The following is a 21,800-nucleotide window of genomic DNA, read 5'->3' on the forward strand; positions in this document are numbered from 1 at the left end:
GGCGGTTCCGAGGTCCCGTCAGTGGCGCTCCCGGCGCAGAGTTGGGGGCCGGCGCTGTCAGCCGGACCAGCAACGGGAGTACGGCATGCGCAAGTGGTGGCCTCTGACTGCGGTCGGTCTCGGCGCGTTCATGCTGCTGATCGACGTCACGATCGTGAATGTCGCGTTGCCGGACATGACGGCGGACCTCGGTGCGTCGTTCGGCGAGTTGCAGTGGGTCGTGGACATCTACGCGCTGACCCTGGCCGCGTGCCTGCTCGGCATCGGCGCGCTGGGCGACCGGCTGGGGCACCGCCGCGTGTACATCGCGGGGCTCGCGATATTCGGGCTGGCGTCGCTGGGCTGTGCCCTCGCGCCGTCGACGGCGTTGCTGATCACCGGCAGGGCTGTGCAGGGCGTGGGGGCGGCGGCGATGTTCGCTGCCAACCTCGCCCTGCTCAGCACCGCCTACCAGGGCCGGGACCGCGCAGTCGCCTTCGGCGTCTGGGGCGCCGTCAACGGGGCTGCCGCGGCGGCGGGCCCGATCATCGGCGGGTTGCTGACCCAGCACTTCGGCTGGGAATGGATCTTCGCGGTCAACGTGCCGGTCGCCGTCGTGGCCATCGTGATCACCTGGCGCGCCATCGCCCAGGACCACGGCTCGCGCTACCGCCGGCTCGATCTGCCGGGTCTCGCTGCATTCACGGTGACGGCAGCGGGGCTGACCTACGGTCTCATCCGCAGCAGCGAGGTCTCCTGGACCGATCCGCAGGTCTGGGCACCACTCGTGCTCGCCGTGGTGGCGTTGGGGGCCTTCATCGCCGTCGAGCGTCGCGCGGCCGCGCCGATGCTGGACCTCGCGCTGTTCCGCAACCGTACGTTCGTCGGCCTGGTCACCGGCGCGGCCCTGCTGTCGGCGGGGGCATGGGCGATGTTTCCGTACGCGTCCCTGTGGATGCAGAGCAGTCTCGCCCTCGGCCCGGTCGCGACCGGCCTGGTGTTCATGCCGATGAGCCTCGTGTCCTTCGTGGTGCCCCTCCTCATGGGGAAGTTCGGGCACGCGATCGCACCGCGCTACTCGGTGTCGCTAGGGCTGCTGTTCATCGCACTGGGCGCCTTCCTGCAGGCCCGGGTGCATCCCGATTCCGCGGCAACCGTGTTGATCCCCGGGATGGTGTGCATCGGACTGGGCGCGGGCCTGTCGCTGCCGCCGCTGTCGTCGGCGGTGATGGGAGCGGTGCCGCACGAGCGGGCCGGCATGGCGGGCGGCGCCCTGAACTCGGCCCGCCAACTCGGCCTCGCGATCGGGGTTGCGCTTCTCGGGGCCGTGTTCTCGGCACTGGCGCCCGGTGGCGTCACGGGCCCGAGCCCGTCCGTCGCGGCAGCACTCAACACGAGCTACGCGGTGGCGGGCGGCGTCGCCTTCGTGGGCGCGGCCCTGGTCTTCGCGCTCGTCCGCACGCCGCGACCGCGAACCGAGGAGCAACGGTCCGTGGCCGGCGGGCGGGCGGGCCGGTCGCATCAGCCGTAGCGACGTTCGTTCATGCGGCGTCGCGGAGGTGGGTGGACCACTTCTCCTCGACCCGGCCGAGCCGCCACACCGCGAGCGCCACCAGCCACGAGATGAAGAACAGCGCGACGATGCCGTAGCCGGCGTAGTCGAGGGGGATGGACGCGATCGCGGCGAGCGGACCGGAGCTGATTCCCGCCTGATCCACGATGACCGACACCAGCTCGATCGTTCCGATGATGAGTGCGACCGCCACCGAGATCGCGGTGATCGTGATGTTGTAGAACACCTTGCGGACCGGTTTGGCGAATGCCCAGCCATAGGCGAAGTTCATGAAGACGCCGTCCACGGTGTCCATCAGGCACATTCCGGCTGCGAACAGGATCGGCAGCACCAGAATCGCGTAGAAGGGCAGGCTGAACGCCGCGGCCCCGCCGGCCAGCACCAGCAGGCCGACTTCGGTGGCGGTGTCGAATCCGAGCCCGAACAGCACGCCCACGGGATAGATCTGCCACGGCTTGGTGATCGATTTGGTCAGGCCCCCGAGGAACCGGTTCATGAGGCCACGGTTGTTGAGCTGCTCCTCGAGCTCGTGCTCGTCGAAGTCGCCGCGGCGCATCCGTCGGAAGATCGCGACGATGCCGGCGAGGACGACGAGGTTGATGACGCCGATGACCCACAGGAACACCCCGGAGACGGAGGCGCCGATGATCCCGGTGATCGAATGCAGCTCGGAGGAGTCGTCCTCCACCTGCCCGGCGAGTGCCCTGACGCCGACCGAGAGGAGGAACGTCAGGAGGAACACGATCGTGGAGTGGCCGAGGGAGAACCAGAAACCGACGGAGAGCGGGTGGCGCTCCCCGTCCACTCGATCCGTCAGCAGCTTCCGAGTGGTGTTGTCGACGGCCGCGATATGGTCGGCGTCGAAGGCATGCCGGAGGCCGAAGGTGTAAGCCAGAACACCGATGCCGACCGTGTAGATCCCCGACTCACCCAGATCGAAGCGGGCGGGCACGACGAATGCGAACAGAACCCCGAAGCCGATGACGTGCAACAGTACGATGAAACCGCCCATTCCCAGCACGGAGCGCTGATCCTGACGGTTCAGAGCGCTGCTGATGCGCGCCCAGCGTGACGCCGCGGGGGAGACGCCTTCAATTGTCATGCCGGCCTTTCCGGACACGGGGGCGTGGGGAGTCGCGAGCGTGGTTCCGGATGGAGAGTGCTCGTCGGGGCCGAAGTTACGACCAGGCCCATCCTTCTGCAAGTAGTTGGTGATTGCCATCCCACTGCGGAATGGCGCGACTTTGGGCGACCTGACCAATAATGTGTGCTATTTCGTATTGGTCCTATAAGTCCTGTACGCGCCGGGCGTACCGGTCGCCAGTGCGGAGTAGTTGCCAGTAACTTGCAACAGATCCGGGTTGCTGGCAGCATCGACTGCACTCCGGTGATCGTTCTGGCAGCTCGACATCGGACCGGGTGCGGGGCTCGTCGCGTGCGGCGGGCTCCGCGCACTCTCCGTATCCGGAGCGTCAGCCGGCCACGCCGTGACTGACCGTGTGATCAATGGCGCGGGAAGCGCGGCAACGGCACTACCGGGGTTCTGTGCTGACGACTACCAGCCCCGGCGCCCCGTGGTGCGAGTCATGATCATCGTTTCGGGACCGGGAGCCGTCGATGGTGCGGCTGAGCGTTCCAAACTGGTGATCATGAAGTGATCGAGCCGCCTGGAGCGGGTGGTCGGCTCGGCGGAGGCGGAGGCGGGCTCCCAGCGTGGTCGCGGGGTGGGTTCCGTGTGGTGCGAGCCATGATCACCGTTTCGGGACCTGAAGCCGCCGCTGGTGCGGTTGGGCGGCCCCAATTGGTGATCATGAGTCGCCGGGGCCGGGGATCCGTGTGCGTGTAGCCAGAGGGGCGTCGGACCCCAGCTGGGTGTGGGCGCGACTGGCTCCACGCGTGGGCGCCCGGCGGCGCCCCGGTCGCGACCCCGCGGCCCGCCCTCCCTCTGGTGCAGCCATGATCGCCGTGTCGGGCCCTGGAGCCGTTGCTGGTGCGGCCGTGCGTTCCCAATCGGTGATCATGAGGGTGCGGCCGGGGCGGCGGGTGATCATGGTCTGCGGGTGCGCCTCCGGAGCGGTGTCGGGTTGCGACCGCGGGCTGGGAGCCCGTGCGCTGCAGATCATGATCGCTGTTTCGGGACCTGCAGCCGCTACTGGTGCGGCTTGGCGTCCCCAAACGGTGATCATGAGGCCCGCGAGCGGTGGCTGATCAGCGGCGCCGGGTGTGTACCGGAGAGGTGTGGCGGGGCTCGACCGTGGGCCTGAAGCTCCCCGCGTTGCGGGTCATGATCCCCGTTTCGGGGCATGTGACCGCCGATAGCGCGGCTGAACGCCCCCAACCGATGATCATGAGGGCGCCGCCCCGGCTCAGTGGACTGTCGACGGCTCGCGGGAGGCCGGTTGTGCGGCGCGATGGACCAGTGCGGCGAAGACGAGTGCCAATGCAGTCCAGAGCACGACGTGCCCGCCCAGCGAGGCGACACGGAATCCGTAGAGCACGGTGGCGGGGAAGTCGGGCGGGGTTTCGACGAAGGTTGGCATCAGGGAGGCGACCAGTCCCACCAGCACCACGTAGGCGCCCGCTGCGACGAGCACGGCGTTCCACCAGCCGAGGGTGGCGGCGAGTCGGCGGGACAGCGCCACGGCGGCCACTGCCAGGGCCACCGACACCGCGAGCAGGACGACGAAGAGCCCGGTGCGCACGCCGATGGTCTCCGGGAGCGTGGACGCGGGCGGGTTGAACGGGTACTTGAGGAACGGCACCAGCACCGCGGAGACGAACCCGACGAGCGCCACGACCACGGCCGTGCCGCGCGCGCCCAGCCGGCCGAGCCGGCCCTGGGCCGTGGCGTAGACCAGGGCGAGGATGCCGCCCACGGCGACGCCGTAGATCAGGTACGCCACCGCGAGTCCGATGTTGCTCTGCACACCCCGGCTGACCAGCTCCTCGCCGCCGTGCTCACCCGCCGCGTGGGCGGCGCCGTGCTCGAACGCGAGGCCGCCCTCGAGGGCCGGCTCGCCGAACACCCGGGCGAAGACGAACGCGATCAATCCGGCGACCACGCCGGCCAGCATCCCGCGGACCAGCAGCGACCTCACCATTGCAGCCTGCCGATCAGTGGCAGGGGAAGCCGAGCAGGTGCCGGCCGTCGTGGACGAACTCGTGCAGCATCTCGCCGGGGAACACCGACGTCGCCCCCTGGTCGAGGCCGACGAGGTAGAGCAGGGCCAACAGGATCACCCCACCGAACAGTGCCCACGGGGCGATCTCGCGCAGCGGGATCGGCGCGGGGACGACACCGGTGATCGACGGGCGTGCGGCGGCCTGCGTCATGGGTGGTCCTCCTTGGCCATCGTTTGCACATCTGATGAACTGATCAGGTGAGTGTTCTGCCGCCGTTGCGAGGTGTCAAGGTATGAGTCGCCGCGCCACGTTTCTCACCTCGGCCCCCACGGCTGCCACTGCGGCCGCCGCGTTCTCCGGCGACGAGCCGCTCGACGGGCGCGGCCGGGCCTGGGCCGAGGCGGGGCGGGGGCATTCGCCACGCGCCGACCGGGTGCGCCACGGGCCGGAACGGGCCTGCCGTGAGACCTGCTCCATCCTCGGTCTCGACGGCACGGTGGATCCGCTGCTACGGGACTGGGACCTGGCGTCGTGGTCCGGTCGGACGCTCGACGACGTGGCAACCGAGCGCCCCGACGACGTCGCCGCCTGGCTGACGGAGCCCGACGCCGCGCCGCACGGAGGAGAGGCGCTCACAGCGCTCCTGGCCCGCGTCCAGCGGTGGATGGCGGGCCTGCCGTCGGGACACACGCTCGCCGTGTGCGCGCCGGCCGTCGTTCGGGCCGCGGTCGTCACGGTGCTGGACGCTCCGGCCGCGGCGTTCTGGCGGATCGACCCGGGGCCGATGACGCTCACCGACATCCGTCACGGCGGGGATCGGTGGACGGTGCGCGCCACGGCCGTCCCGCTGAGCCGCGCGCCCTGAGCGCCGGGTGGCGGCATCACCGATGACCGGTCGGCACCATCCGGGACGCCACGGCCACGGATGGACTGCTCGCGTGACCTGCCCGGTTCACCTCAGCGCTGAGCCGCCGCCACCGCGGACGTCAGGGCGTCGGTGCTCATACCCACGTCCGTGCCGTTGACCTTGATGGTCGGCGTGCCGTTGACGCCGGCTCTGGACGCGTCGTCGGTGACCGACTTCGTCCAGTTCGCGTAGTGGTTGTCCTGCACGCACTGCGCGAAGTCGCCTCCCGCCCCTGCCTGCTGCCCGAGCGAGACCAGTTGGCTCTCGGGAAGGCCGTCGCCGTTCTCGGGAGGCTGGTTGGCGTAGAGGAGCGTGAGGTACTGCGGGAACACCTTCGCGTCGGCCGCGCAGGCGGACGCCGCTGACGAGCGACTCGAGTACTGGGTGGAGGAGAAGCGGTCCAGGAAGGCGACCGGGTGGTAGACCACCTTGGCCTGCCCCGCGGCGACGAGCTTGTCGATCGTGGGGCCGGCCTGCGTCTCGTATTGCTTGCAGATCGGGCACTGGAAGTCGAGGTAGATGTCGATGGTCGCGGGAGCGCTCGCCTGCCCGACGGTGATGCTGGTGCTCGTCCCGCCGGCCGGGACGGGGACGTCACCGGAGCCGCGCTGGGCGCGGTAGATGCCGAACCCGACGGCGCCTGCGAACAGGACGAGCACGACGACGGCGATGATGATTCCGGTGGACGGCCCGCGGCGTGCAGCAGCCACGCTGCCGCGCGCCGGGCGGTTGCGCCGGCTCGCGCTGCCCGATGGCATCAGGCGGTCTCCTTCCGGGCCGTGAGCAGCCCGTCGAGGGCGATCCGGCTCCGTGGCCGGATCACGAGCAAGAGCGAGATGAGCAGGAGCGCGCCGTCGCGGGCGAGTTCCCAGCCGTAGGTGGGGTCCGCGCCGGCGGCGAGCTCGCCGCCCGAACCGAAGCATCCGCAGTCGATCCGGAGCCCCCGCGCCCATGCGGAGGCGATCCCGACGACGAACGCCGCCATCAGTACCGACGATACGACTGCCGACGCCCGGATGCCGACACCGACGACGAGCAGGATGCCGAGCAGGATCTCCACGAGCGGGAGACCCGCGCCGATCACCTGTGCGGCGATCTCGGGCAGCAGCCGGTACGCGCGCACCGCTCGTACCGAGGCGTCCAGGTCCGTCACCTTTGCCACACCTGCGGCTATCCACACGCCGCCGACGATGAGACGACCCACGGTGAGCAACCAACCGACAACGGGCTCGCCGGACGACCGGAGGGAGCGGCCGGGCCGCTCAGTGGGATTCGACACGTCTGTCATGCCGCGCGACGACCCGTCGGTTCCAGCCCTCGCCCGCCGCGACCGTCGGGCCCGCGTACGGGGATGAGTGAGCCGAAGAGGTGGCCGGGGACGGGGGAACGACCTGCTTCGCCGCCTGAACCCGCGGTTCTGCCGCCGTCGTCGCGCTGGAGGATTCTGAACACGAGCAGTAGCACCAGTCCGATCACGACGACGCCGTGCCCGACCAGCCGGCTCGGGTCGACCCGGCCCTCGACCAGGTCCGGAACGCTCAACGCGGTGAGCACGCCGACGAACGCGGCGATCATGGGAACGAGCCCCGCGCTGGGCCGGAACCGGCCCAGCGCCACCCAGCCGAACGCGACACCGAGTGCGAGGTTCCAGGCCGCGCTCTCGTGTGAGAAGTGGGCTGCGCTGGCGCCGCTCAGTCCCATGCCGGGCATCGCGACGTGGGTCTCGTCACCCCCGGTGGCAACGATGCTCGCCCCGGCGAGGCTGAGCTGCCCGAGCGCGACCACACCCAGCCCGCCGCGGACGACGTCGAGGGCCCACCGTCGTCTGCGCGCGTGGCGCCTGTGCTCCGTGGCAGCTTCCTCCCGCACCGGCGCAGCGTCCGTCCACGCCACGAGCAGCGCGGGCGTGAGGTCGGCGACCTCCTCCACCGCCCGGGTGCGCGCCAGCCGCGTGATGTGCGCGGCATCGTCGACGAACGCGCGGCACGCGGAGCAGGTCGCCAGGTGCGTATCCGCTCGCTCCGCTCCGGCGGCCCCGCCGGGCGGATCCTCCCCGTCCAGCCGGGCAGAGACCGCCTCGCGACACTGCCGGCAATCGAGGTCGGATTCCTGGCTGCCCGATCGCCAATCCGTTCCCATGCACACAATGGTCGCTGCCGAGGGCCGCGTGGTTCCCGTGAGACACGCCATCTACGGTGCGAGGCGTGGCGGATCGGGCGGACGACAGCGAGATCACCGCATGGGCGCTGGCGGCCGGACAGGGCGACGCCGACGCACTTGCGGCGTTCATCCGTGCCACCCAGCGTGACGTACACCGCTTCCTGAGCCATCTGAGCGGCCCGGCCGATGCCGAGGACCTGCGTCAGGAGACGTATCTGCGAGCGCTGGGATCGCTGCACCGCTTCGCGGGAGAGGCGCCCGCCCGCACCTGGCTCCTGTCGATCGCCCGCAGGGCCGCAGCCGACGCGGTGCGCCGCGCACGGCGCCGCCCGCGGACCGACGGCATCGAGACGTGGGAGACGCTGGGCGACAACCCGATGGTGGTGCGCGGCCCCGCCGAGGGCGAGATCCTGCTCCGCCTCCTGGTGGCCGCGCTGGACCCCGACCGACGGGAGGCCTTCGTGCTGACCCAGGTGCTCGATCTCAGCTACGCCGAGGCAGCGGAAGTGTGCGGCTGCCCGATCGGCACGATCCGGTCGCGCGTCGCGCGGGCCCGGGAGGACTTGGTCGCGGCGCTGCAGACGCATCCGCGCAGGCGATACAGCGGCAGCTGAACCGGAGCTTGACCCTCCCACCGTGTGAGGCCCTCTACTCGGAGCCGTCATGTTCACCATCGGAGACTTCGCCGAGCACGGCCGGGTGTCGGTCCGTATGTTGCGTCACTACGACGCCATCGGGTTGCTGCGTCCCGCGTACGTCGATCCGGCCAGCAGCTACCGCTACTACCAGGCCGAGCAGCTCACGCAGCTCAACCGCATCGTCGCGCTGAAGGAGCTCGGCTTCGGGCTCCACCAGATCGGATCGATCGTGCACGACGCCGTGAGCGCGGAGGAGCTACGCGGGATGCTGCGGCTACGGCGGGCGGAGCTCGAGACGGCCGTGGCCGAGGCAGCTGCCCGGCTGGCCATGGTCGAGGCGAGGCTCCGGACGATCGAGAGCGAGAACCTCGTGCCCACTGACGCCGTCGTCGTCAAGAGCCTTCCTGTCCTACGCGTGGCCGAGCTGACCGGTACCAGCGGGAGCTTCGACCCGCGGGAGCTCAGGCCGGTCGTCGACGCCCTCTACGACGAACTGCGCAGCCACCTGGACGCCGCCGGCGTGGTGGCGGCCGGGCCGGCCGTCACCCGGTACGAGGACGTGCCGGGCAGCGGCGCGGTCGTGGTGCACGCGGGGCTGCCGGTCGCGGCGGACGTCGACCGTGCCGGAGCCGCGAACCTGGTCGTCCTGGCCGGGGTCGCCCGCGCCGCCACCATCGTGCACTGCGGCTCCCCGGACGACGTGCTGCCCACCGTGCAGGCGCTGGCCCGATGGCTCGACGCCAACGGTCACCGCATGACGGCTCAGCACGCGCGTGAGCTCGCGCTCGCTTGTCCGCCGGACCACGCAGAGTGGGTGACCGAACTCCAGGTCCCCATCGACGTAGCGCGATGACGGACCCGGATCCCTCAGGCCTACGCCACGATCAGGTAGAGCCCGTACAGGACGATCGCGGCAGCGGCGGTGAGACAGATTCCGGCGATGGCTGTGCTGCTGCCTACGCCGATCCGGGCGGAGGGTCCTTCGGCGCTTGCGCTCTCCCGGGCTGACAGCGCAACCAGAGCGAAGGACACCAGCACCACGACCGCGACAGCGGCGGCGAAGGACACGACGAAGACGACCAGAATGGAATCCCAGGCGATGTGCATGGTGGGCTCCTCCCGCTATGCGGCCGTGGCAGGCGCGGGCTGCGGTGCCGGGACGTCGTTGACGTTGTGGGCGTTGACCGGACGGAGGCGGGACGCAGCGTAGATACCGGCGGAGATGGCGATTCCGACAACGGCGACGACGATCGTGCCCACGGTGCCGCTACCGGCCACCCACGCGGCGACGGCTCCCATGATGGCGGCCGCGGGCAGCGTCATCACCCAGGCCGTCACCATCCGTCCCGCCACTCCCCACTGCACCGATGCCAGCTTCCGGCCCGCGCCGGCACCGAAGATCGAGCCGGTGCAGACCTGCGTGGTGGACAGTGCGAAGCCCAGGTGCGCCGAGGTCAGGATGACGGCGGCGCTCGAGGTCTCGGCCGTGAATCCCTGCGGGCTCTGGATCTCGCTGATGCGCTTGCCCATGGTCTGGATGATGCGCCACCCGCCGAGTGCGGTGCCCACGGCGATCGCGACGGCGCACGCGAAGATCACCCAGAACGGCGGAGCCGAGTTGGACGGCAACGTGCCGGCGGTGATCAGGGTGAGCGTGATGATTCCCATCGTCTTCTGCGCGTCGTTGGTGCCGTGGGCGAGCGCAACCATCGAGGCCGAGACGACCTGCGACGCCCGGAATCCACGTTTAACTGTGGCTTCCTTGGCCCGGCGCGTGATCCGGTAGGCGAAATAGGTGCCGGCCAGGGCGATGACGCCGGCGATGATCGGTGAGAGGACGAGGGGGAGCAGAACTTTGCTGATCACGTTCGCAAATTGAATGGCATTCGATCCGGCCGCCACCCAGGTGGCGCCGATCAAACCGCCGAACAGGGCGTGCGAGGAACTGGACGGCAGGCCGAGCAGCCAGGTCAGGAGGTTCCACAAGATGGCGCCGACCAGGCCGGCGAAGATCACCACCGGAGTGATCTGCGTGTCGTCGACGAGCCCGCTGGAGATCGTTTTGGCGACCTCGACCGACAGGAATGCGCCGATGAAGTTGAGGATGCCGGCAAGGATCACCGCGACCTTCGGACGCAGGGCCTCCGTCGCGATCGAGGTCGCCATCGCATTGGCGGTGTCGTGGAAGCCGTTGGTGAAATCGAAGATGAGCGCGGTTATCACGACTGCGATGACGATTGTCGACATGGCGCGCCCTTCGTGGATCAATGCCGTTTGCCGGGGTTTGGCGAACGGTACGGCGGGTAGGTTAACGGGACGTGAACACGCGGCGAACGGACGTGGCTGTGCGCGGTGGGCCGACGCTACGGATGATATTCCGTCGTATGCCGAAAGGTATTGCGTTCAACGACCCGCAATGGATCACGGGCTGAGGCGTGGAGATGGACTGTCATCGTGTTGGCAATCACTGTGGCCCAGCCCCCATGAGAGTGCGCTGTGCCTACTCCTCTGTCGTCACGGCCTGCGGGCATCCGCTCTACCGGTTGGCGGGAACCCGCACTGGGTGCCAGCCCGGACCGCCGACCCTCGCCGGGCCGATCACTGCAATGCTGAACGAGTGCCGCGACGTGCCTGATTGCCGATGACGACGAGCGCTTCCCCCGGATCGCTCGATCCCCTATGCGGCTGGAACTGCAGTCTCGGTGGCACTGTGACGGAGCGGATGTCGCTCGCTCGGCGGGCGGTGAACGGATCCGAGAGGTCTTGGTGGCCTGACGTGCCCTGAGATCTCGGTCATGAACTACCGCCTCTCCGCGGTCGAGGGATCATGATCGAGTTGCCGTATCGGACACGCGGGAGGTCTCCTGCCGTGCGGCGCGGACTCCACTGCGGGTGTTCCGCTGAAATTCTCCCAATTTCGCGAAAGGGTTTTGCTGCGTATGGCCTGATGTCCGAATCATCGTTCGATGCCTCTCGGTCAGGCGTCCATAAATTCGCGAACCGGGGAGGAGGTGAGCTGCGGGTGATAACCGGACAATTGATGGAACGAGATTCGTCTCATTTGCTTGTCAGTAAATTTGCTCAGTACGCTGAGCGTCTCAGTACGGGGGAAATCAATCATCGATGGATCGTGAAGGGATCTCTCATGGCCGATGCAGTCGAGGGGGCCGGTCGCGCGCGGACACCAGGACGTCGGAAACCGCCCGGACCCGGAGAATCGGCACGTCCCTCGCCTCAGGCGCGACGGGCCGCGGCGGCGAGTCTCATCGGAACGACCATCGAGTACTACGACTTCTTCCTCTACGGGCTGGCCGCGAGCGTGGTGTTCGGCCCGCAGTACTTCCCGTCGTTCTCCCCGGTCGCGGGCACCCTGGCGGCGCTCGGCACGTTCCTCGCGGGATTCCTGGTCCGCCCGGTCGGCGCGCTGGTGTTCGGCCACTTCGGTGATCGGATCGGCCGCAAACGGCTGCTCGTGGTCTCCCTGCTCACCGCTGGTGGCGCCACCTTCGTGATCGGATTGCTGCCCACCTACGCCACCATCGGCGTCGCCGCCCCGATCCTGCTCGTGGCATGCCGAGTCATCCAGGGATTCGGCTTCGGTGGGGAATGGGGCGGTGCGGTGCTCATGGCCGTGGAGAACGCCCCGCCCCGGCGCCGCATCGTCTACGGCTCACTCCCACAGATGGGAAACCCCGCCGGGCTCATCCTGGCCACCGTCATCCTGCTCGCCTTCACCACCTTGCTGCCCGCCGACCAGTTCCAGGCCTGGGGCTGGCGCATCCCGTTCCTGCTCTCGGCCGCCCTGATCATCACCGGACTGATCATCCGCGTCCGGCTGCGGGAAAGCCCCGCATTCACCCAGGTCCGCGCAAATCGCACCCTCGCCCGGTTTCCAATCGCCGAACTCCTGCGCGCCCACCCCCGCGAACTCGTGCTCGGCACGTTGGTGGTCACCGCCTCGCCGTCGGTCGGGCTGCTGCTCTACGTCTATCTGATCCCCTACGGCCAGCAGGTCCTGCACCTGCCGGTCACCACCATGCTCATTCTCGCCGGCATCTCCGGAATCGGACTGATCCTCGGCATCCGCACGTCCGCCGTCGCCGCCGAACACCTCGGAGTCCGCCGCCTGAGCGTCTGCGGTCTGCTGGCCATGGCCGCCTGGGCGATCCCGTTCTTCCTGCTCTTCGACACCGGCTCACTGCCCGCCGCAGTGATCGCCTTCGCCGTGTTCGGCCTCGCCGTCGGCGTGGCCAACGGGCCCCAGGCCACGTTGCTCGCCGAGCTCTACCCGATTCAGGTCCGCTACAGCGGCGCATCCCTGGCCCTGCAGCTGGCCGGCGTGCTCGGCGGAGTCATCGCCCCCGTTGCCTCCACGGCCCTGCTCGCCGCCACCGGCAACGGCCTCTACATCGGGGTCTGGGTCATCGGCATCTCGCTGATCAGCCTTGGCTCGCTGGTCTACCTCCACACCGGTGCCGGCGTCGACGCCGGCGAGCTGGGCGCCGCACTGCCCGGTGCCGCGTAGCAGTAGCGGCGGGGCGCGGTCAGTGAATGCGCGCTTCCTGCGGTCCGAAGGCGGTGAGGAACCGGTCACGGAAGGAGTCCATGCGCCAGACCGGAGCCTGTGGGCCCGGCTTCAGACCGTCCTGCCAGTCCCATCCGGAGATCCGATCCATCACGGTCTTGTCCCGGGCGACGATCGTGATCGGGACGTCGTGGCTCGCGCCCTCCCCGGTGACGAGCGAGAGGGGCTGGTGGTCGCCGAGGAAGACGAGGACCGTGTTGTCGTCTCCGTACTTCTCCAGGTAGGAGACGAGGGTGTTGATCGAGTACTCGATCGACTGCCGATACGCGGCGCGCACGGCCTCGGTGCCCTTCGCCCACACGGCGTCGCGTGGGCCGGCGCCCGCGGCCAGTGCCGTGTAGACCGAGCCGTCGCCGACCTTGTCCCAGTCGATCACCGGCGGGATGAACGGCCAGGGTGCGTGGCTGGAGACGGTGGCGATCTCCGCCATCACCGGCGGGTGGCCCGGCTTCGCGAGCTCCGCGCGTTGCAGGGCCGCGAGGGTGTACTGGTCGGGCACGGTGGCCCAGCCGAGGTCCGGACCGTGGTAGGCGAGCCTCGGGAAGTCGTACACCTCTTCGTGGCCGTAGAACTTCCCTTCCGGCCAGTCACCGGTGGTGCCCGGCATGACGGCGACGGTGCGCCAGTTCGCACGATGGAAGGCGCTGGTGAGGGTCAGGCGGTCGCTCGAGATGAGGGTGTCGTAGCGCTGCTGGTTGTCCACCCAGAGGCCGGACAGGAACGTGGCGTGGGCGAGCCAGCTGGATCCGCCCGACGTCGACGAGGTGAGGAAGGCGCTGCGGGCGCTGAACCCGGCCGCGGCGAGCCGGCGGGTGCCGTCGTCGAGCACGGCGTCGACCTGCGGCGCGAGATCAGGGTCCTCCACGGCGCTGCGCCCGTAGCTCTCGACGAAGGCGAACAGCACGTTCTTGCCGCGCAGCGCCGTCAGAAGCTGGTCGGGTGGGGTGTTCCGGAAGGGGTCCGCGGCCACCTGCTCGGCGAACGCCTGCTGGTCGAGCAGACCCGCCCGTACCTCGACGGCATGGTCGTAGGCGAGGCCCGCGGCGCTCGTGCCGGCGAGCGGCACGCCCGGGACGATCTGCGTGCCGAGCAGCGCGCAGGTGATCCACGCCGCAGCGAACACCGTGACGGTGCGGGCCGCGATGATCTTGCGCCGCACCACGAGCCCGGACAGGCGCAGCACGGCCATCGTCATGAGGACGAGCAGGACGACCGCGAGAACAACGGCCGCGATCACGGTGCCGACCGCCCCGATCTCACCGAGCGAGCCCTTGACGAAGTCGAGGCCCGCGCCGACCAGCGGCCAGTCGATCACCGGGTTGAACGGCCGGGCGAGCACCGCGTTGAAGCCCATGTCGATGATCTTCAGGATGGTCAGCAGGCCGAGGGCGACGCCGGCGAGCGCCGCTACCGGCCGCCGTACCCGCGCCGGCAGGACGAGGACGAGCGCGACACCGACGAGCGCCTCCACCGGGATGCGCACGAACGAGCCCGGCGTGAGGCCACCGAGCTGGTTCGGGACGACGAGGGCGGCGAACACGAGCACTGCGGCCAGTGCCGTGAGAACTCCCGCCACTACCCGGCGGCCACCTCCGCGGCGGCCGGCTCCTGGTGCCGCTTCCCCGCCGCGACCGCCGGCCTCGTCCGCTCCGCCGTCGTCGTGTGAAGGCGAGCCTGCGGGGTCGTCATCCGATGTCAGGTCGTCCGGCAATGAACTTTCCTTCTGTGCGCGTGTGGGTCAGACCGATTGGCGTCGCGGCTCCGGTACCTGGGGGACGTCGGCGTGACGCCACAGCCACACCACATCCCGCCCGAACGACCAGACCAGTGACGCCAGCGCCGACGACACCACCACGATGGCGAGCGGGAGCAGCAGGACCTGGCTCGCGGCCACGACGAGGGCGATTCCCTGCCACGCGGCCACGGTCTTGGCGGAGTACCTCGTGGGCAGAGCCGACCGCATCCACGGCGCCATCCAGCTCGCCGCGACGAATGCATAGCGCATGACGCCGATGGCGAGCACCCACGGCCCCATGAGCGTGGCGACGTACACGCTCAGCACGAGGACGAGGAACGCGTCGACCTCCATGTCGAAGCGGGCGCCCAGCGCGGAGACCGTACCGCTGCGCCGGGCGACCTGGCCGTCGACCGCGTCGAGAGCGAGCGCCGTGGCGGCCAGGGCGACGAGGAGCGCCACAGGCGTGTGGCTGCTCCGGAACAGCGCATCCGCGACGATCGCGGTGACGGCCCCGACGAGCACCGCTCTCGTCAGTGTGACGAGATCGGCCGGCCCGAGCCTGGTGGCTTCGGCCCGGCGAACTGCGCCGGTGAGGAGCCCGCATAGCCCCACGATGTACGCGAAACCGGCGGCCAGACCGGTCGGGCCGAGGCCGGCGCACGCCGACAACGTGACGAGCAGGACGACATGCGCGCCTGCCGCCACGGCCTGCTGCTGGGTGGTCTGCGGCCGGGCTACGGTCGTCATCGAGCCTGTGTACACACCTCTCAGCACGGATCCCACGCGGTGGGGGTTCATCACCAATTGGAGGGATGCGTGGATCGCATAGCGCGCGCCTTTTGGCTTCGCGCCCCGGGCGAGGGTGAAATTCGCCCGATCGAGGTGCCCCGGCCCGGACCCGATGACGTGGAGGTCCGCACGTTGTACTCGGGGGTGAGCCGCGGCACCGAAACACTCGTGTTCCGCGGTGGTGTGCCGGAGAGCCAGTTCGCGGCGATGCGGGCCCCCTTTCAGGACGGTGAGTTCCCCGCGCCGGTCAAGTACGGCTATCTGAACGTGGGGGTGGTCGAGCACGGGCCTCCTGCACTGCTGGGCCGCACGGTGTTCTGTCTCTATCCCCATCAGACCCGCTATGTGGTGCCGGCCGCCTCCGTGACCGCATTACCCGACGACGTTCCACCCAAACGGGCGGTGCTCGCCGGCACGCTCGAGACCGCGGTGAACGCGCTGTGGGACGCGGCCCCTCTGGTCGGCGACCGCATCGCCGTCGTCGGGGCCGGGATGGTCGGCTGCAGCGTCGCCGCGCTGCTCGCGCGCTTCCCGGGGGTCAGGGTCGAACTGGTCGACGTGGACCCCGCTCGTGCTGCTGTCGCCGAGGCCCTCGGGGTGGGGTTCGCCACGCCGGACAAGGCCGCCGGGGAGTGCGACCTCGTGGTGCACGCCAGCGCCACGGAGGCGGGGCTCACGCGGTCACTCGAACTGCTCGCCGACGAGGGCGAGGTCATCGAGATGAGTTGGTACGGCGACCGGCCGGTGCGCGTGCCGCTCGGTGAGTTCTTCCACCCACGCCGGCTGGTGATCCGCAGCAGCCAGGTGGGGGCGGTCGCGCCCGCACGGCGTGCGCGCCGCAGCTACGGAGACCGGTTGGAGCTGGCATTGCGCCTGCTCGCGGACCCGGTGTTCGACACGCTCGTCACGGACGAGACGCCCTTCGAGGAACTGCCCCGGCTGATGTCCGCTCTTGCCGGCGGTGAACTCCCCGGGCTGTGCGTCCGTGTCGTCTATGAGCACGACTAGGCATTCCTGGGAGGTTCGGTCTTGTTCGGCATCACCGTTCGCGATCACGTCATGATCGCTCACAGCTTCCAGGGCGAGGTCTTCGGCCCTGCACAGCGCCTGCACGGCGCGACGTACGTGGTGGACGCAACGTTCCGCCGGCGCGATCTCGACGCAGACAACATCGTCGTCGACATCGGGCTGGCCACCAACGAGCTCGGCGCGGTTCTGGCCGACCTCAACTACCGCAACCTCGACGACGAGCCCGCTTTCGCCGGTGTCAACACGTCCACGGAGTTCCTCGCCAAGGTCATCGCCGATCGGCTGGCCGAGCGGGTGCACGACGGCGCTCTGGGGGAGGGCGCCCGCGGCCTCGCCGGGATCAGCGTGGTGCTGCACGAGTCGCACGTCGCCTGGGCGAGCTACGAGCGATCGCTGTGACGACCGGGGGCCGCACGGCCCTGCGCCCCGTGCACGTCGTCGTTCCGAGTGACATCCACGACGTCGCCGTGCCGAGCGGTGGCAACGCCTACGACCGCCGCGTCTGCGGCGGCCTGCCGGCCACGGGCTGGCAGGTGCACGAGGTTGCCGTCGCCGGAGGGTGGCCCCGGCCCGACGATGCTGCGCGGGCGTCGCTGGCCCGAACGCTCTCCGCACTGCCCGACGGCGCCGTCGTGCTCATCGACGGGCTCGTGGCCTGCGGCGTCCCGGACGTCGTGGTCCCGGAGGCCCGGAGGCTGGCACTCGTCGTCCTGGTGCACCTGCCTCTGGGCGACGAGGTCGGGGCGGGGCCCGCGCAGGCGGCGGAGCTGGCCGCCCTCGAGCGCGAGACCCTGCACGCCGCGAGCGCCGTCGTCGCCACCAGCCCGTGGGCGGCCCGCCGGATCGTCGCGCAGCACGAGCTCCCCGCAGATCGGGTGTACGTCGCCGCCCCGGGCACGGATCCCGCGCCGCTCGCCCCGGGCACGGATGGCGCGAGCCGCCTGCTGTGCGTCGGGTCGGTCACGCCGACCAAGGGCCAGGACGTGCTCGTCGACGCCCTCGCCGCCGTCGCCGATCTGCCGTGGAGCTGCGACCTGGTCGGGCCGCTGCGCCGCGACCCGGCGTTCGTGGCTGCGCTCCGGGGCGCCATCGACGGCCACGGGCTCGGCGAGCGGGTCCGGCTCACCGGCCCGCGAACGGGCACGGAGATCGCCACGGACTACGCCTACGCCGACCTCCTGGTGTTGCCGTCCCGCGTCGAGTCCTACGGGATGGTCGTGACCGAGGCGCTCGCCCGGGGGATTCCTGTACTCGCGGCGTCCACCGGAGGGGTGCCGGAGACCCTCGGTTACGCCCCGGACGCATCAGTGCCGGGAATCCTGGTACCCCCCGAGGACGGCCCGGCGCTCGCCGGGGCGCTACGGCGGTGGTTCGGCGAGCCGGCGCTGCGGGATGCACTACGCCGCTCGGCTCGCGAACGGCGAAGCACGCTGCACGGGTGGGAGGTGACGTCACGATGTCTGGCCGGAGTGCTGGAGCAGCTGAGTGGGACGCCCGGCTGAGCGTTCCCGGATCACCCGTGTGCGCCCCCGACTGGCTGACGTTGCGCGAAGGCGCCGACTCTGCCGCCCGTTCGTCCGAGCTGGTCGAGCGGCTCCGCTCCCACCTGGAGACCACCGTCCCGGCGGGTGAAGAGGCGATCATCACCGACCTCGGGTGCGGCACCGGCTCGATGGGCCGTTGGCTCGCCGGGCGGCTACCCGGTCCGCAGCTGTGGATCCTGCGCGACCGCGACCCCGTGCTGCTCGCCCGTGCAGCCGCGGACATGCCGAGCGGGGCCGCCGACGGCCTTCCTGTCAGGGTGCGGACACGGCAGGGCGACTTCACCGACCTGCGGGCCGCGGAGCTCGCGGGGACGTCGCTCGTCACCACGTCCGCCGTGCTGGACCTGCTCACGTCCGAGGAGATGGACGCGCTCGCCGCCACGTGTGTCGAGGCCGGATGCCCCGCGCTGCTGACGCTCACCGTCATGGGGCGCGTCGAGTTCGTTCCGTCCGATCCGCTCGACGCCGAGTTCGCGGCGGCCTTCGACGCCCACCAGCGGCGCTCGGAGGGCCGCAGGCGACTGCTGGGACCCGACGCGGGTCGTGCTGCCGCCGATGCCTTCGCGAAGCGGGGCGCGACGGTTGCGACCCGGCCCAGCCCGTGGCGTCTGGGTTCCGGCCGAGCCGGTGGCACCGAGCTGCTGGAGGAGTGGCTACGAGGCTGGATCAGCGCTGCCTGCGAGCAGGAGCAGGGCCTCGAGCGGCACGCCGCGGACTACCTGCGTCGCCGTCTCGACTCCTGCGCAGCCGGTGAGCTGAGCGTCGAGGTCGGCCACGTCGACGTGCTCGCGATCCCGTCGGGCAGGTCGTGATGCACAAGCTCTGGCGATATCTGCGGGTGCTCGTCGGCGTCGGCATCCTGGCCGCTCTCGCCGTACGGCTCGGCACCGCCGCTGTCGTCGACGGGCTGCGGTCGATCGGGCCCGGTGCGGTGCTTGCCGCGCTCGGAATCGGCCTGCTGACCACGGTGTTCAGTGCGTGGCGCTGGTGCCTGGTGGTGCGTGGTCTCGGCATGCGGTTGCCCTTGGCCACGGCGGTCGCGGACTGCTACCGGGCCGTGTTCCTCAACTCTGTGCTCCCCGCGGGCGTGCTCGGCGATGTCCACCGTGCGGTGAGCCACGGCCGCCAGTCGGGCGACGTCGGGCGTGGTGTCCGCGCGGTGGTGCTGGAACGGTCCGCCGGTCAGGTGGTTCTCCTGGTCGTCGGCGCGGGTGTGCTGCTCGCCCAGCCGACCCTGCTCGCGGCCGTGGTCGAGCGCCTCGCTCCCGGGTTCGGGCTCGTCGCGGGGCTGGTCGCGGCCCTCGCCGTCGTCGTCGTGCTCGGGGTCTGCGCGGCGCGCGTGCCGCGAATCCGCGCTGCACTGCGCACGGCCCGCGCGGACACCCGCGCCGGACTGCTCACCCGGGGCACCTTGCCCGGGGTGCTCCTGCTCTCGGCGGCGGCGCTGGTCGGCTATCTCGTGCTCTTCGTGGTCGCAGCACGGGTTGCGGGATCCGAGGCCACGATCGGCCAGCTGCTTCCCCTGCTGATGGTGGCGCTGCTCGCCATGGCTCTACCGCTCAACATCGGCGGCTGGGGGCCGCGGGAGGCCGTCAGCGCGGTCGCGTTCGGGGCGGTGGGATTCACCGCCGCACAGGGGCTCACCGTCGCGGTCGTGTACGGGGTGCTCAGCCTCATCGCGTGCCTTCCCGGCGTCGGAGTGCTGCTGCTGCGAGACCCGATCAGCAGGCGGCTGCGTCAGCGCGCGGAGGTGACCCCTGCCGCACCCGCAGGTGACACCTGTGCCGAAAAGGACGTCCAGCCGACTAATGTGGCGGGGGTGCTGATCCTTGTCCGGCACGGACAGACGGAGGCCAACGCTCGTGGGCTGCTCCTCGGCCGGGCCGATCCGCCGCTGAACGAGTCCGGGTATCGCCAGGCGCAAGCACTGGCCGAGGCACTTCCCCGGGCCAGTCGCATCGTCTCCAGCCCGCTCCGGCGTGCGCGTGACACCGCCGCCGTGCTCGCCGGCACCGCGCCCGGCGCCACGGACGCCGGCGACGTGGAGGTCGACGCGCGGTGGATCGAGATGGACTACGGCGACCTGGACGGACGGCCTGCCACGGCGCTCGACGAGCGGTCGTGGTGGACGTGGCGGCAGGACCCCGACTTCGTGCCCGCCGGTGGCGAATCCCTCGCGGACGTCTGCACCCGGGTGCACGAGGCCTGCGCCGAACTGGCCGACGACGCCGCGAGCGGTGACGTGGTGGTGGTCAGCCACGTCTCCCCGATCAAGGCGGCCGTCACCTGGGCGCTGGGGGTGGGCGACGAGGTGGGCTGGCGGATGTTCCTCGGTGACGCCGCGATCTGCCGGATCGACACCAGCGGCCGGGTGCCGCTGCTACTGGCCTTCAACGACCCGTGCCCCCTCGACAAGAACGTGCGGGCTGAACGCTGACGACTCGACCCGCCGCCGTTCCGGCCTCGGCGGGCCGGGCGAGGCGGGCGTAGACGTCGCCGGAGCGGCCCAGCGGCCGGTAGCGCTCGAGCAGCTGCACCAGCCCGGCCGCGTCGAGCCAGCTGTCGCCTGCGAACCGCATGGTCTCGATCGGCGAGTAGTTGTACTCGTAGCCGCCCGCCGGTGCACCGAGCCGTTCCACGAGGTCCAGAGCGGTGAGCGCGGCGTCGTGTGCAGGCGGGAGGTACTCGAAGGACAGGGCGCGCAGCGGCCGGGTGAGCCCCGCCAGCACCTCCACCTCGAAGCCCTCGACGTCGATCTTGCAGAAGGCCGGCTCGCCGTGCGCCGCGATGAGGTCGTCCAGGGTGGCGACGTCCACCTCGACGGAGCGATCCCACCGCACCCAGGAGAAGCTCTGGTCCGTGGTGACCGACTCGATCCAGTCGGGTGACATCGACGAGACCGTCGGCGTGGCGGTGGAGATGCCCAGCCGTGCACGTCCGGCCCGCGCGCCGACGGCCTCCGGCAGGATGGTGACCCTGCGGTCACGGCCGAAGAAGAGACGCAGGACGCGCAGGCAGTCGGGCTGCGGCTCCACGGCGATCACCCGCGCTCCCAGCTTCCGCCACGCGCGCACCCGGCTCCCCACGTGAGCGCCGATGTCGAATCCGACGTCCCCCGGTCCGAGGAACTCGCCGTAGAACCGCACCATCCGTCGGTGCCTGCCCGGCACGCCGTGGTACATGGCAAGGGATCGCACGATCCCCCGAACGCGGCGGAGCATGCGGTGACCCTACTCGGGGCAAGTTCCTCCAACGATCCAGAACGGGCTACCCCGCCACATAGCCCCAGACAGCCGCCGAACCCGAGTGCCCGGCGAGAACCGTGAAGGCGATCGCGACCAGGCCCGAGGCCGCGGACAGCGCGCCGACGAGCCGGATTCCCGAGCCACTCGGCCGGCGGCTGAGCACGGCCGCCACGATCGCGAGCACCGCGAACGGCCAGGCCGCCACCATCGTGAACAGGCCGAACTGCCCGTGCTGCGCGATCACCGGCGCGAACTCCGCGGTGACGTCGATCGCTGCCTCGAGCTGGTCGCCGGCAAGCTTCGCCAACGTTGCCGCCGCGGCACCCGCCAGCGCTCCGGCGGCGACGAGCAGCCCGTACGGCCGGATCCACGCGGGTCGAACTGCGAGGCAGACGGCGCCGAGCGCGGCGAGCGGGATGAGGACCACCACCGCGTGGACGAGGAGCGGATGCGCTGGGACGCCTGCGATCGTGATGAGCACGGCAGCATG

22 protein-coding genes are annotated in these 21,800 nt (G+C 70.5%); 10 read left to right on the forward strand and 12 right to left on the reverse strand.

All coding sequences use genetic code 11. The annotated features are described in order from the left end of the window. The first annotated feature begins 85 nt into the window (after window positions 1–85). The gene (locus ABD743_RS34800) at window positions 86–1,510 is read left to right on the forward strand and encodes an MFS transporter (RefSeq protein WP_344727408.1); all 1,425 of its coding nucleotides are present in this window, start codon (window positions 86–88) and stop codon (window positions 1,508–1,510) included. 10 nt (window positions 1,511–1,520) lie between these two features. Here ABD743_RS34800 and nicT read toward each other — a convergent pair whose 3' ends face one another. The 3 genes from nicT to ABD743_RS34815 all read right to left on the reverse strand — a co-directional run bounded on the left by nicT (window position 1,521) and on the right by ABD743_RS34815 (window position 4,885). After that, window positions 1,521–2,654, reverse strand: a complete 1,134-nt coding sequence (gene nicT, locus ABD743_RS34805; RefSeq protein WP_344727411.1) for a Nickel transporter NicT — start codon at window positions 2,652–2,654, stop codon at window positions 1,521–1,523. A 1,264-nt stretch (window positions 2,655–3,918) separates the two neighbouring features. Then, window positions 3,919–4,653 carry a CbtA family protein gene (locus tag ABD743_RS34810; RefSeq protein ID WP_344727413.1) on the reverse strand — a complete coding sequence of 245 codons (735 nt, stop codon included), beginning with the start codon at window positions 4,651–4,653 and terminating at the stop codon, window positions 3,919–3,921. 13 nt (window positions 4,654–4,666) lie between these two features. Further along, complete coding sequence (locus tag ABD743_RS34815; RefSeq protein WP_344727415.1) at window positions 4,667–4,885, reverse strand: CbtB domain-containing protein; 219 nt, start codon at window positions 4,883–4,885, stop codon at window positions 4,667–4,669. Window positions 4,886–4,967: 82 nt separating this feature from the next. Here ABD743_RS34815 and ABD743_RS34820 point away from each other — a divergent pair, with 82 nt between their 5' ends. Beyond that, window positions 4,968–5,540 (forward strand): histidine phosphatase family protein, encoded by a 573-nt coding sequence (locus ABD743_RS34820; RefSeq protein WP_344727417.1) that lies wholly within the window; start codon window positions 4,968–4,970, stop codon window positions 5,538–5,540. A gap of 92 nt (window positions 5,541–5,632) precedes the next feature. Here ABD743_RS34820 and ABD743_RS34825 read toward each other — a convergent pair whose 3' ends face one another. Genes ABD743_RS34825 through ABD743_RS34835 form a run of 3 tightly spaced genes read right to left on the reverse strand, consistent with a single transcriptional unit; the run spans window position 5,633 to window position 7,721 of the window. Beyond that, the gene (locus tag ABD743_RS34825; RefSeq protein ID WP_344727419.1) at window positions 5,633–6,340 is read right to left on the reverse strand and encodes a DsbA family protein; all 708 of its coding nucleotides are present in this window, start codon (window positions 6,338–6,340) and stop codon (window positions 5,633–5,635) included. Further along, window positions 6,340–6,861: a MauE/DoxX family redox-associated membrane protein gene (locus ABD743_RS34830; protein WP_344727422.1), complete on the reverse strand. Its 522-nt coding sequence runs from the start codon at window positions 6,859–6,861 to the stop codon at window positions 6,340–6,342. The genes ABD743_RS34825 and ABD743_RS34830 overlap by 1 nt, the downstream gene beginning before the upstream one ends. A 5-nt stretch (window positions 6,862–6,866) precedes the next feature. Beyond that, window positions 6,867–7,721, reverse strand: a complete 855-nt coding sequence (locus ABD743_RS34835) for a zf-HC2 domain-containing protein (protein WP_344727425.1) — start codon at window positions 7,719–7,721, stop codon at window positions 6,867–6,869. 65 nt (window positions 7,722–7,786) lie between these two features. On the opposite strand from ABD743_RS34835, the gene ABD743_RS34840 reads away from it, so the two are divergent. Further along, the gene (locus tag ABD743_RS34840) at window positions 7,787–8,356 is read left to right on the forward strand and encodes a sigma-70 family RNA polymerase sigma factor (protein ID WP_344727427.1); all 570 of its coding nucleotides are present in this window, start codon (window positions 7,787–7,789) and stop codon (window positions 8,354–8,356) included. Window positions 8,357–8,405: 49 nt separating this feature from the next. Continuing rightward, window positions 8,406–9,233: a MerR family transcriptional regulator gene (locus ABD743_RS34845; protein ID WP_344727429.1), complete on the forward strand. Its 828-nt coding sequence runs from the start codon at window positions 8,406–8,408 to the stop codon at window positions 9,231–9,233. Between the two features lie 20 nt (window positions 9,234–9,253). Here ABD743_RS34845 and ABD743_RS34850 read toward each other — a convergent pair whose 3' ends face one another. Both ABD743_RS34850 and ABD743_RS34855 read right to left on the reverse strand, forming a co-directional pair. Next, on the reverse strand, window positions 9,254–9,487 hold the full coding sequence (locus ABD743_RS34850) for a hypothetical protein (RefSeq protein WP_344727431.1): 234 nt from the start codon (window positions 9,485–9,487) through the stop codon (window positions 9,254–9,256). 15 nt (window positions 9,488–9,502) lie between these two features. After that, window positions 9,503–10,627, reverse strand: coding sequence for an inorganic phosphate transporter (locus ABD743_RS34855; protein WP_344727433.1), 1,125 nt, complete (start codon window positions 10,625–10,627; stop codon window positions 9,503–9,505). Between the two features lie 898 nt (window positions 10,628–11,525). Between ABD743_RS34855 and ABD743_RS34860 the strand changes: the two genes are divergently transcribed. Further along, window positions 11,526–12,905, forward strand: coding sequence for an MFS transporter (locus ABD743_RS34860; protein WP_344727435.1), 1,380 nt, complete (start codon window positions 11,526–11,528; stop codon window positions 12,903–12,905). A gap of 19 nt (window positions 12,906–12,924) precedes the next feature. On the opposite strand, the gene ABD743_RS34865 is transcribed toward ABD743_RS34860, so the two are convergent. Beyond that, window positions 12,925–14,541 (reverse strand): sulfatase-like hydrolase/transferase, encoded by a 1,617-nt coding sequence (locus ABD743_RS34865; protein ID WP_344727437.1) that lies wholly within the window; start codon window positions 14,539–14,541, stop codon window positions 12,925–12,927. A gap of 162 nt (window positions 14,542–14,703) precedes the next feature. After that, window positions 14,704–15,450 (reverse strand): CDP-alcohol phosphatidyltransferase family protein, encoded by a 747-nt coding sequence (locus tag ABD743_RS34870; protein ID WP_344727438.1) that lies wholly within the window; start codon window positions 15,448–15,450, stop codon window positions 14,704–14,706. A gap of 78 nt (window positions 15,451–15,528) precedes the next feature. Between ABD743_RS34870 and ABD743_RS34875 the strand changes: the two genes are divergently transcribed. The 5 genes from ABD743_RS34875 to ABD743_RS34895 are packed head-to-tail and all read left to right on the forward strand — an operon-like array spanning window position 15,529 to window position 20,502. Next, complete coding sequence (locus ABD743_RS34875; RefSeq protein ID WP_344727713.1) at window positions 15,529–16,500, forward strand: zinc-dependent alcohol dehydrogenase; 972 nt, start codon at window positions 15,529–15,531, stop codon at window positions 16,498–16,500. A 21-nt stretch (window positions 16,501–16,521) separates the two neighbouring features. Continuing rightward, the gene (locus ABD743_RS34880) at window positions 16,522–16,920 is read left to right on the forward strand and encodes a 6-pyruvoyl trahydropterin synthase family protein (protein ID WP_344727440.1); all 399 of its coding nucleotides are present in this window, start codon (window positions 16,522–16,524) and stop codon (window positions 16,918–16,920) included. A 20-nt stretch (window positions 16,921–16,940) separates the two neighbouring features. Further along, window positions 16,941–18,023, forward strand: a complete 1,083-nt coding sequence (locus ABD743_RS34885) for a glycosyltransferase family 4 protein (RefSeq protein ID WP_344727714.1) — start codon at window positions 16,941–16,943, stop codon at window positions 18,021–18,023. Window positions 18,024–18,040: 17 nt separating this feature from the next. After that, window positions 18,041–18,877, forward strand: a complete 837-nt coding sequence (locus ABD743_RS34890; protein ID WP_344727442.1) for a class I SAM-dependent methyltransferase — start codon at window positions 18,041–18,043, stop codon at window positions 18,875–18,877. Next, a complete protein-coding gene (locus ABD743_RS34895) occupies window positions 18,877–20,502 on the forward strand; it encodes a histidine phosphatase family protein (RefSeq protein WP_344727444.1) in 1,626 nt (541 codons plus the stop codon). The genes ABD743_RS34890 and ABD743_RS34895 overlap by 1 nt, the downstream gene beginning before the upstream one ends. Here the strand turns inward: ABD743_RS34895 and ABD743_RS34900 are convergent. Both ABD743_RS34900 and ABD743_RS34905 read right to left on the reverse strand, forming a co-directional pair. Further along, window positions 20,456–21,286, reverse strand: a complete 831-nt coding sequence (locus ABD743_RS34900; RefSeq protein WP_344727446.1) for an FkbM family methyltransferase — start codon at window positions 21,284–21,286, stop codon at window positions 20,456–20,458. The two genes, ABD743_RS34895 and ABD743_RS34900, sit on opposite strands and share 47 nt — an antisense overlap. A gap of 46 nt (window positions 21,287–21,332) precedes the next feature. After that, window positions 21,333–21,791 (reverse strand): DUF2231 domain-containing protein, encoded by a 459-nt coding sequence (locus ABD743_RS34905; RefSeq protein WP_344727448.1) that lies wholly within the window; start codon window positions 21,789–21,791, stop codon window positions 21,333–21,335. Window positions 21,792–21,800 lie beyond the last annotated feature (9 nt).

It is taken from the genome of Pseudonocardia yunnanensis (genome assembly GCF_039534065.1).
Classification (GTDB): Bacteria; Actinomycetota; Actinomycetes; order Mycobacteriales; family Pseudonocardiaceae; genus Pseudonocardia; species Pseudonocardia yunnanensis.

What these genes read in the sequence shown, in the direction of transcription:
- ABD743_RS34800 (WP_344727408.1), top strand. Translation starts at nt 86, where the DNA reads ATGCGCAAGTGGTGGCCTCTGACTGCGGTCGGTCTCGGCGCGTTCATG.
- nicT (WP_344727411.1), bottom strand. Translation starts at nt 2,654, where the DNA reads ATGACAATTGAAGGCGTCTCCCCCGCGGCGTCACGCTGGGCGCGCATC.
- ABD743_RS34810 (WP_344727413.1), bottom strand. Translation starts at nt 4,653, where the DNA reads ATGGTGAGGTCGCTGCTGGTCCGCGGGATGCTGGCCGGCGTGGTCGCC.
- ABD743_RS34815 (WP_344727415.1), bottom strand. Translation starts at nt 4,885, where the DNA reads ATGACGCAGGCCGCCGCACGCCCGTCGATCACCGGTGTCGTCCCCGCG.
- ABD743_RS34820 (WP_344727417.1), top strand. Translation starts at nt 4,968, where the DNA reads ATGAGTCGCCGCGCCACGTTTCTCACCTCGGCCCCCACGGCTGCCACT.
- ABD743_RS34825 (WP_344727419.1), bottom strand. Translation starts at nt 6,340, where the DNA reads ATGCCATCGGGCAGCGCGAGCCGGCGCAACCGCCCGGCGCGCGGCAGC.
- ABD743_RS34835 (WP_344727425.1), bottom strand. Translation starts at nt 7,721, where the DNA reads ATGGGAACGGATTGGCGATCGGGCAGCCAGGAATCCGACCTCGATTGC.
- ABD743_RS34845 (WP_344727429.1), top strand. Translation starts at nt 8,406, where the DNA reads ATGTTCACCATCGGAGACTTCGCCGAGCACGGCCGGGTGTCGGTCCGT.
- ABD743_RS34850 (WP_344727431.1), bottom strand. Translation starts at nt 9,487, where the DNA reads ATGCACATCGCCTGGGATTCCATTCTGGTCGTCTTCGTCGTGTCCTTC.
- ABD743_RS34855 (WP_344727433.1), bottom strand. Translation starts at nt 10,627, where the DNA reads ATGTCGACAATCGTCATCGCAGTCGTGATAACCGCGCTCATCTTCGAT.
- ABD743_RS34860 (WP_344727435.1), top strand. Translation starts at nt 11,526, where the DNA reads ATGGCCGATGCAGTCGAGGGGGCCGGTCGCGCGCGGACACCAGGACGT.
- ABD743_RS34870 (WP_344727438.1), bottom strand. Translation starts at nt 15,450, where the DNA reads ATGACGACCGTAGCCCGGCCGCAGACCACCCAGCAGCAGGCCGTGGCG.
- ABD743_RS34895 (WP_344727444.1), top strand. Translation starts at nt 18,877, where the DNA reads ATGCACAAGCTCTGGCGATATCTGCGGGTGCTCGTCGGCGTCGGCATC.
- ABD743_RS34900 (WP_344727446.1), bottom strand. Translation starts at nt 21,286, where the DNA reads ATGCTCCGCCGCGTTCGGGGGATCGTGCGATCCCTTGCCATGTACCAC.